The following is a 9534-nucleotide window of genomic DNA, read 5'->3' on the forward strand; positions in this document are numbered from 1 at the left end:
CCCCTCCCCCGCGTGGGCGCCCTCCCCGCGCACGTGCCCGCCTCCTCTCCCGCGCACGAGGCGTACGACCGCACAAGGAGCCGTACGACGCTCAACGCAGCACGCGCACAACGCCGGTCGCCCCGGCACCGACGGAGGATTCCTCCGCGGTGCCGGGGCGACCGGCGTTGCCGGGGCCGACGTGCCGGCCCGTCAGACCAGCGCCTCCAGCTTGGGCACGATCTCGGCGGGCGTGGGCAGCGTCGAGATCTCCTTCGCGATGAACTGCGTGCGCTCCGTGTAGCTCGGGTTCTCCAGCAGTTCCTTGCACGCCGCGGCGATGACCTCGCCGGGCGCCTTGTCGGGCTCCTGCGCCTGCGGCCACAGCGTCCGGCCGGCGCCGAAGTCGGTGACGGCCTTGGCGATGGCCTCCCGGTGGTAGTTCGGCGGGAACTCCGGCGGGTTCTCCGGGATGACCAGCTGCGGCACGCCGTTGGCCATCAGCGTGGTGGCGGTGGTCGCGCCGCCGTGGTGGACCGCCAGGTCGCAGGTGGCGGCGGTGACGTCGATCGGGATCCAGCCGACGCGCGCGTCGCCCAGCTCGGCGCCGAACCGCTCGACCGCGCCCGGGTTCGCCGCGATCAGCGCCTCGGCGCCCAGCTTGTTCAGCTCCTTGACCAGCAGCGGCATGGACCAGCCCGGGTCGCGGAACATCAGGCTGCGGAAACCGGAGGTGATCACCACGCGCTTGCGCCCCTCGGGGCGGGTGTACATCCAGCGCTCCAGCCGGCGCTGCGGGTTGCTGGGGATCCAGCGCATCGCCTGCGCGTCCGGGTCGTGCGAGGGCCGCAGCGACGGCGGGGTCGAGTCCAGGAGCAGGTCGGGCTTGAGCAGCCCGTCCACGCCCAGGCGCTCCATCTCCGGCCGCAGCTCCGCCTCGGCGCCCGGGTCGATGCCCGTGAGCGGGATGCCCAGGTACTCGATGTGGCGCACGTAGGGGACCTTCAGGTGGGCGGCGAGCAGCATCGCGGCGTAGCTCTGCGAGCTGCCCACGACCACGTCCGGGGTCCAGTCCTTGGCCAGCTCCAGCAGGGACTTCACCCCGGCCAGCCCCATCTGCGCGAAGCCGCGGCCCTGCCCGAACATCTCCTCGTCGCCCAGTTCCCGGGGGAAGCGCAGCCCCTTGCCCGGGTTGCTGATCCGCATGAAGTGCCGGATCGGGTCGACGGTGAAACAGAACGTGGGAAGGCCGATGGCCTCCGCGGTCTCCACCCACGGCTCGTGGGCGGCCAGCACGACTTGGTGGCCCGCGTTGCGCGCGGCCGTCGCCAGCGGGGCAGCGGCATAGTAGGTGGCCTGACTGCCCGTGGTGATGAACAGGATTTTCATGGCACTCCGGATGCTTTTTGTGGGATGCGGGCCTGCGGCAATTGCGAACTGTTCCGATGGTCCGCAGCGCGGCCTTTCCCTGTCAAACACCGGCAATTAGCAACCCCGTTCAATCGCGGATTTCCCGCAGTTGAACGCGGTATTCTCCGGACTTCGTTGCGCACGCTCCGGCCGCTGACCATCATGAGGTCCGTACGTGTGGCCAGGAAGCCTCAGAAACCGGATACCGAAAGTCGGTGGCACATGAACAGCCTGATCTACGAAGCCCGGATGGCTCTCCGTGACGTCATGGAAGTGAACATCTACAGCCAGGGCAACGACAAGGTCTATCTGACCGTTTTCCCGGAGCTGGTCTGGGAGGGCACCGAGAAGACGCAGCCGGAGAAGGTCGTGCAGAACGTCATCGGCCGTCTGCACGACATGGACCTGGACGTCGCCGACGGCGACGCCTCCGTCCGCACGCTGCTGGACGCCGGCGCCGTGGAGATCGTCCGCAAGGCCGCCTGACCGCGCCGGCGGCCGGCACACCCAGGCTTTCGCCGCGCACGGACGCCGCCGGGCACCCGGCCCAGCCCAGTCCAGTCCAGCCCCGTCCAGCCCAGTCCAGCCCCCGTCAGGCCCCCCGAGTGCCCGCGCCGACCACCGCCGCGGGCACTCGTCGTGCTGCCGGCCGTGACTGACGGCCGCGGCCGTCAGTGGTGGCCGGCCGCATGGCCGCCCGTGTCGCCGTCCATGTGGCCGGGGGCGGCGGGAGCCACCACGAGGGGGCGCACCATGTGCTGCTCGTGCTCCAGCATGTGGCAGTGGTGGACCCCCCGGCCGACGACCGGGAAGCGGGCCGCCACGGTGACCAGTTCACCCGGGGTGCCGGTCGGGCCGGGCCGGATCTGTCCCGCCGTGCCCACCCGGACGACGTCCTTCACCCCGCGCTCGTGCGGCTCCAGCGGCGCCGCCCCCAGGTACGCGGCCGGCCTGGCCGACCCGCGCACCGTGCGGTCGAACCCGCTGACGTCGTAGTTCTCGCGGGACAGCACGTGGAAGTGGGCCAGGTGGATGTGCATGGGGTGCGGGGAGGCGGCGAGGTTGAGGTACTTCCAGATCTCCACGCTGTCGTGCGCCACGGTGAACGCGCGCCCGTCGTCGTAGCCCATGGCCGTGCGGCGCAGCGTGGTGACGGTCCCCTCGGCGTCCTTGAGCTGGACGATCCCGGCGGTGGGCAGCGTGAGGCCCGCCGCGTCGGCCGCGGGCACCTCCTCCATCTCCCACAACTCGGGCATGTTCGCCGCGCCCGGGCCCACCAGCACCACCCACCGGGGGGCGCTGTCGTGCGGCAGGTCGTGGTGGGTGGGCCGCTCGAAGGTGGACGACAGGACGGCGGGCGGCGTGAACCGGCCGGCGGACCCGCGGTCGGCGACGCGGAACTGCATGACGTCGGGCTCCAGCAGGTCGTTGCGGGGGCTGGACTCGCCGGGCGGCACGCCGTCGATGGTGTTGACCAGCTTCAGGGACCGGCCGCGGAACGCGCTGAAGTCGACCAGGACGTCGACGCGTTCGCCGGAGGAGAGGTTGAGCGCGCCGTCGACCGGCAGCGGCTTGTCGATGAGGCCCTGGTCGGTGCCGATGACCTGGAAGGCGCCCGGGACGGGACGGCCGTCGGCCAGCAGCATCAGCCGGTAGATGCGGGCGTTGGCCGTGTTGACGATCCGGAACCGGTACCAGCGCGGGTCGACGTCGAGATAGGGCCAGATCACGCCGTTGACCAGCGTGTACGGGGCCGCGTGGACCCGCATGAGCTTGGTGCCGACCATCTCCACCTTGTGGACCAGTCGGCCGGTGAGCGCGCCCGAGTCGTCCAGCGCGAAGTTGCGGTCGCCGAGGACGAGCGGCACCTCGTGTCTGCCCCGGGGCAGGCCCAGCGCCCGCTCCTCCTCGTCGCGGCAGACGAACAGGCCGGAGAGGCCCGCGTACACGCTGAAGCGGCTCACGTGGTGGGTGTGGTCGTGGTACCAGAGCGTCGTGGCGGGCTGGTCGTTCGGGTAGGCCGACAGCTGCACGTCGCCGGGGCCGACCAGGTTCTCCATCCAGCCGTCGTTGCCGCCTCCGGTCAGCATGCCGTGCAGGTGCACCGCGGCCCACGGCTGAAGGCCCGCGACCCCGGGGACCTCACGGCAGCCCTGGGTGCCGGGGTAGTTGGACAGCGGGTCGGGGGCGGGGCCGCCGGGCACGCCGAAGTCGACGGCGGTGACCGGGATGCTCCCCGTCAGGTGGTTCTCCCAGGCGACCCGCAGCCGGCGGCCGCGCACCACCTCGATCGTGGGGCCCGGGTGGCTCCCCTCGTAGGTCCACATCCGCACCGGGGGCAGTTCGGAGTGCAGCCGGACGTCGGCGGTGCGCATGCGCACGGTCAGTTCGTCGTGACCGCCGCGGGCGACGGGCCGCAGCACCGGCGGGGTGCGCAGCGGGTCCTTGAACTTCGTCAGCAGCAGTCCGCCCGCCGACGGCTCGGCGCCGCCGGCGCCACCGGCGGCCGGGGCGTCCGAGGCCTCCGAGGCGTCCAGCGCGGCGAGGACGGAGTACGCGGGCATGAGCGCACCGAGGCCCGCTACGGCACCGCCGCGCAGCAGGGTGCGCCGCTTGAGAAAGGGCGGTTCCGGTGTTTCGGCAGACGCAGTCTCCATTCGCCGGATGGTAGGCAATGGGTGCTGTAGAGCCGCTCGACATCACGTCCAGGAAAGGGGTGTGGGGAATTCCGCAAGCCCGGCCTGCGCCGGGGCGCCGTGCTCTACACGGCCGCCATCTCGGTGTCGCGGCGGACGAGGGTGGCGTAGTGGCCGCCGAGGGCGAGCAGTTCGTCGTGGGTGCCGCGCTCGGCGATGCGGCCCCGCTCCAGCACGATGATCTCGTCGGCGTTGCGGACCGTCGACAGCCGGTGCGCGACCGTGATGGTGGTGCGGCCCGCGCTCGCCGCGTCGATGGCCAGCTGGACGGCCCGCTCGGTCTGGGTGTCCAGGGCGCTGGTGGCCTCGTCGAGGACCAGGACCGGCGGGTCGCGCAGGATGGCGCGGGCGATCGCCAGGCGCTGCTTCTCGCCGCCGGAGAACCGGTACCCCCGCTCGCCGACCACCGTGTCGTAGCCGTCGGGCAGGGACATCAGGTAGTCGTGGATGTGCGCCACCCGTGCCGCCGCGACCAGTTCCTCGTCGGTCGCGTCGGGCTTGGCGAAGCGCAGGTTGTCGGCGACCGAGGCGTGGAAGAGGTACGACTCCTGGGAGACGACGCCGACCGCGGTGGCCAGCGTGTCGAAGGACAGGTCGCGCACGTCGACGCCGTCGATGGTGACGTAGCCGGCGGTGGCGTCGTACAGGCGCGGGATGAGGTAGCTCAGCGTCGTCTTGCCCGAGCCGGTCTCCCCGACGACGGCGAGGCTGCGCCCGACGGGCACCGTCACGTCGATGCCGTCCAGCGTGGGCCGTTCGGCGCCCGCGTACCGGAAGCCGACGCCGCGCAGCCGTACCTCGCCCCGCAGGCTCTTCGGCGTCACCGGCCGCTCCGGTTCGGCGACGTCGACGGGCAGGTCGAGGTACTCGAAGATGCGGCCGAACAGCTCCAGCGAGCTCTGGATGTCCAGGCCGATGGTCAGCAGCCGCTGCGCCGGCCGGAACAGGATCTGCTGGAGGGTGGCGAAGGCGACAAGCTCGCCGATGGAGACGGCCATGTGGCCGCCGCTCGCGGTCAGCCCCGCCACCCAGTAGATCACCGCGGGCATGGCCGCCATGACGACCCAGATGGTGGACTGGTACCACAGGCCCGCCGTGCTGGCGCGGACCTCGGTGTCGGTGAGCTTGCGGGACTGGGCGGCGAACGCGTCGCTGAGCGAACGCGAACGGCCCATGGTGTGGCCGAGCATGATGCCGCTGACCGACAGCGACTCCTGCACGTTGGACGACAGGTCGGCGAACTGGCGCTGCCGCGACCGGGTGAGGACGCGCAGCTCGTCGCCGACGCGGCGGCTCACCCACACGAAGCCCGGCAGGACGATCAGCGACGCCAGCGTGAGCCGCCAGTCGAGCAGGGCCATGGCGGTGACGGTGGCCACGACCGTCGTCACGTCCGACACCAGCGCCGTCGCGGTGGTCGTCACGGTCACCTGCATGCCGCCGATGTCGTTGGCGATGCGGGACTGGACCTCACCGGTCCGGGTCCGCGTGAAGAAGGCGAGCGACATGCGCTGGAGGTGGGAGTAGACGGCGGTGCGCAGATCGTGCATGACCAGCTGGCCGACGCGGGCGGACAGGTACGTCTGCCACACGTTGAACGAGCTGTTCGCGGCCGCGACGACGATCATGCCCAGGGCCAGCGCGGACAGCAGTCCGGTGCGGCCCTGCGGCAGCGCCACGTCGATGATCTCGCGGATCAGGAAGGGGTTGACGAGGGAGACCAGCGACGAGGCCGCGACCAGGAGCGCGACGGACAGCAGGCTCCTGCGGTAGGGGCGGAACAGCTTGAGCACGCGCCGCTTCTGCACGGGAGCGTGGGCAGTGGCCGACCTGGTGGTGGTCACCCTGGTCTCCTTGTCTTCGGTGGCTTCGGTCGAGTCCGGACGAGGGGCGCGCGTCGGGGGCCGTGCTCGCTTCTCACAGCTCGTCGACCAGCGCGGCCCACCGGACGAACTCCTCCTCCGACACCGGGGCCGGGCCGGGCAGTTCGGCGGGCGGGACCACGTACTGCGGCCAGGGGTCGGGCAGATGCGTCGCGTACCAGCCGAGTCCCATCCACATGACCCCCTCGCCGAGGCTCCTGCCGATCGCCCTGAGGGCGGATGAACGCCGTGCCCGCATGTCGGTCTCCGTTTCGCCGGCCAACCCTTCACCGCCACCTTGGGCGACGCCTCTCAAGGAGTGGCTGGCGATCGGTCGAGCCCCGCTCGAGGCGGGAGTCAGTCCCTGACGAGCAGTCCGCGGCTGCGCAGGACCCAGCGTTCCAGCGGGCTGAAGATCAGCAGGTCGATGGTGATGCCGACGACGAGGATGAGCAGGATCGCCTCGAAGACCATGGCGGTGTCGCTGGCGTTGCGGCCGTTCTCCAGCAGCTGGCCGAGGCCGACGCCGAGGTCGGGGAAGGACGCGATGATCTCGGCGGCCATGAGCGAGCGCCAGGAGAACGCCCAGCCCTGCTGGAGCCCCGCGACGTATCCGGGCAGGGCGGCGGGCAGGGTGATGTGCCAGGTGCCCCGCAGGCCGGTGGCGCCCAGGGTGCGTCCGGCGCGCTCGAACAGCGGGGGCACCTGGTCGACGCCGGAGACCAGTCCGTTGGCGATGGAGGGGACCGCGCCGAGCAGGACGACCGCGTACATCATCCGGTTGTTCAGGCCCAGCCAGATCACCGCGGGCGGCACCCACGCCACCGACGGCAGCGACTGCAACCCCGAGAGCAGGGGGCTGATCGCCGCCCGCACGAACCGCACGCGGGCCACCAGCAGTCCCAGCGGGGTGCCGACGGCGAGGGCGAGCAGGAAGCCGAGCAGGCCGCGGGAGACGGACGTGGAGATGTAACCGAGCAGTTCGCCCTTCAGCCAGGCCTCCCGCAGCACGTGCCACACGTCGGCGGGGGCGGGCAGCTTGGTCCGGTCGTCGACGATCTCGAAGGAGACCAGTGCCTGCCAGACGGACAGCACGAGCGCGACGGCGATGACGGGCGGCAGGACCTTCTCGGTGAGCGTCCGCCGGATCGGCCTGCGCGCCCTGGGCGTCGTCTCCAGCGCGTCCAGGCCCGCCTCCAGGCCGGCGAGGTCGCTGCCGTCCCCCCTGGCGAAGGTGTCAGTGCCGGGCATGGCGGCGGATCTCCTCCCGCAGTTCCCCGGTGATCTCGACGGACAGTTCCGCCACGGCGGCGTCCTCGATGCGGCGCGGCTGCGGGATGTCCACCGTCCACTCGCGGGCGATGCGTCCCGGGCGCGACGACAGCAGCACCACGCGCTCGGCGAGGCGCACGGCCTCGCGCACGTTGTGCGTGACGAACAGGACCGACAGGCGGGTCTCGCGCCAGATGCGGGTCAGCTCGTCGTGCAGGACGTCCCGGGTGATCGCGTCGAGGGCGGCGAACGGCTCGTCCATCAGCAGCAGCCGGCTCTCCTGCGCGAGCGCGCGGGCCATGGACACGCGCTGGCGCATGCCGCCGGACAGCTCGTGCACCCGCTTGCCGTGGGCGTCCTTCAACCGGACCAGCTCCAGCAGCTCCTCGGCCCGCTCGCGGCGCTCGGACCTCGGCACGCCGCGCAGGCGCAGGGCGAGTTCGACGTTCTTGCCCGCGGTCAGCCACGGGAACAGGGCGTGTTCCTGGAACATGAGGGCGGGACGCCCGTCGGTGTCGATGCGGCCGCGGCTGGGTGCGTCCAGTCCGGCCACCAGGTTCAGCAGGGTGGACTTTCCGCAGCCGGAGGCCCCCAGCAGGGTGACGAACTCGCCGGGCGCGATGTCGAGGCTGATGTCGTCCAGGACGAGCTGGCTCCCGGCGGGGCCCGGGAACGACTTCGAGACGTGCGAGATCCGTGCGGCGCACGCGGCACTCCCGGCGGCCTCGGCGCCCGGGGCGCCCGAATGGGCCGGGGTGGTCGCGGCGGCCGCGGTGGTCGCGGCGGCCTCGGCGAGGGTCGTGGTCATGGTCGTCACCTCCTGGTGGGTCGGTCGTGGTGCGGGCTCACCGCCGGACGCCGAGCCCGGCGTCGTCGACGGGGGCCTCGCCCCCGGCCGCGAGGACCTTGTCGAGCAGCGTGAGGTCGTAGATGCCCCGCAGGTCGGGGTGGTCGAGCAGGCCGGCCCGGACGGCGTGGTCCGCCTGCGCGGCGAGGGTGGCGGCCAGCGGGTCGTCGGTCACCTCCAGCGACTTCCAGGCCGGGTCCATGACCTCGGCGGGCAGCGCCTTGCCGGTGTCGAGGCCGATCTGCTCGTTGGCGGCGGCCCGGGCCTGCGCGGGATGGGCCCTGATCCACCGGTTGGTCTCCACGGACGCCCTCAGCACGGCCTCGACGGCCTTGGGGTGCGCCGTGAGGAAGCGCTGCGACACGATGACGTTCGTGGTGGCGAACCGTCCGTGCGGCCACAGCGACGCCTCGTCGAGCAGCACCTTGCCGCCCTCGGCGACCAGCTTCGACGCGGTCGGCTCCGGCACCCACGCGCCGTCGATCGAGCCCGCCTTGAAGGCGTTCGGGGTGACCTTGTTGTCGCTGCGGACGAGGGTGACGTCGCCCTTGCCGGTCATGGGGTCGATCGTCCAGCCCTGTTCGGCGGCCCAGTGCAGGAACGCCACGTCCTGGGTGTTGCCGAGCTGCGGGGTGGCGATCCGCTTGCCCTTGACGTCCTTGACGGACCTGATCCGGTCCGGGTCGACGACCAGTCGCACCCCGCCGGAGGCCGAACCGCCGATGATGCGCAGGCTCTTGCCGTCGGACTTGGTGTAACCGTTGATCGCCGGGGACGGGCCGATCCAGCCGATGTCGAGGGAACCGGCGTTCAGCGCCTCGATCTCCGAGGGACCGGCGTTGAACACCGCGTACTTCGCCTCGGTGGCGCCCAGCTCCTTCTGGAAGAAGCCCTTGCGGTGGGCCACCAGCGCGGTGGCGTGGGTGACGTTGCCGAAGTAGCCGATCCTGACGGAGTCCAGGCCGTCGGTCTTCTGCGCCTGGGGGGCGATCTTCGCCGCGCTCTCGTCCGTGGCACGGGACCCGTAGCCGCAGCCGGCCAGGAGCAGCAGCGGCAGCACGGTCAGGGCCGCGAGGGCGCGGCGCAAGGCGGTGGTGGCAGACACGGGAGGGGTCCTCTCGGTGGCCCCGGCGGTCACGGCCGCGCCGGCGCGGGGACACGCCGGTCGGGCCCGGCCGGGGGACGGTCGGCGGGCGGGTGCGCGCGGGTCGGTCCGGCGTCCCGTCAGCCGTGGCCGGGGTCGTCGGCGGCGGGTTTCGCGGGTGCGAAGGACTCGCCGACCATGCCGGCGGTGAGGGTGGTGCCGTCGGACGGGTCGATCAGGATGAAGGAGCCGGTGCGGCGGGAGTCGGCGTAGGAGTCCGCCGGCAGCGGCTGCGCGGTGCGGATCCTCACCCGGCCGATGTCGTTGGCGGCGAGGTGTCCGGGGTGCGGGTGCAGGGACAGGTCGTCGAGGGTGAGGCGGGAG

9 protein-coding genes are annotated in these 9534 nt (G+C 72.1%); 1 reads left to right on the plus strand and 8 read right to left on the minus strand.

Annotated features, from left to right (window positions below):
* Window positions 1-192: 192 nt before the first annotated feature.
* Window positions 193-1368 (minus strand): glycosyltransferase, encoded by a 1176-nt coding sequence (locus tag KMS84_RS36080; RefSeq protein WP_256920760.1) that lies wholly within the window; start codon window positions 1366-1368, stop codon window positions 193-195.
* A 270-nt stretch (window positions 1369-1638) separates the two neighbouring features.
* Between KMS84_RS36080 and KMS84_RS36085 the strand changes: the two genes are divergently transcribed.
* The gene (locus KMS84_RS36085; RefSeq protein WP_256920761.1) at window positions 1639-1875 is read left to right on the plus strand and encodes a hypothetical protein; all 237 of its coding nucleotides are present in this window, start codon (window positions 1639-1641) and stop codon (window positions 1873-1875) included.
* Between the two features lie 185 nt (window positions 1876-2060).
* On the opposite strand, the gene KMS84_RS36090 is transcribed toward KMS84_RS36085, so the two are convergent.
* The 7 genes from KMS84_RS36090 to KMS84_RS36120 form a co-directional block, all read right to left on the minus strand.
* Window positions 2061-4046, minus strand: a complete 1986-nt coding sequence (locus tag KMS84_RS36090; protein WP_256920762.1) for a multicopper oxidase family protein — start codon at window positions 4044-4046, stop codon at window positions 2061-2063.
* A 104-nt stretch (window positions 4047-4150) separates the two neighbouring features.
* On the minus strand, window positions 4151-5929 hold the full coding sequence (locus KMS84_RS36095; RefSeq protein WP_256920763.1) for an ABC transporter ATP-binding protein: 1779 nt from the start codon (window positions 5927-5929) through the stop codon (window positions 4151-4153).
* Window positions 5930-6002: 73 nt separating this feature from the next.
* Window positions 6003-6206, minus strand: a complete 204-nt coding sequence (locus KMS84_RS36100) for a hypothetical protein (protein ID WP_256920764.1) — start codon at window positions 6204-6206, stop codon at window positions 6003-6005.
* A gap of 98 nt (window positions 6207-6304) precedes the next feature.
* Window positions 6305-7198: an ABC transporter permease gene (locus KMS84_RS36105; protein ID WP_256920765.1), complete on the minus strand. Its 894-nt coding sequence runs from the start codon at window positions 7196-7198 to the stop codon at window positions 6305-6307.
* Window positions 7185-8036, minus strand: a complete 852-nt coding sequence (locus KMS84_RS36110) for an ABC transporter ATP-binding protein (RefSeq protein WP_438819026.1) — start codon at window positions 8034-8036, stop codon at window positions 7185-7187. The genes KMS84_RS36105 and KMS84_RS36110 overlap by 14 nt, the downstream gene beginning before the upstream one ends.
* Before the next feature lie 28 nt (window positions 8037-8064).
* The gene (locus KMS84_RS36115; protein ID WP_256920767.1) at window positions 8065-9171 is read right to left on the minus strand and encodes an aliphatic sulfonate ABC transporter substrate-binding protein; all 1107 of its coding nucleotides are present in this window, start codon (window positions 9169-9171) and stop codon (window positions 8065-8067) included.
* A gap of 119 nt (window positions 9172-9290) precedes the next feature.
* Window positions 9291-9534 (minus strand): elongation factor 1-alpha C-terminal domain-related protein (locus KMS84_RS36120; protein ID WP_438819027.1); only part of this gene is annotated, 244 nt, incomplete at its 5' end.

Origin of the sequence: Streptomyces hilarionis, assembly GCF_024539675.1 — a bacterium.
Lineage (GTDB): Bacteria > Actinomycetota > Actinomycetes > Streptomycetales > Streptomycetaceae > Streptomyces > Streptomyces hilarionis.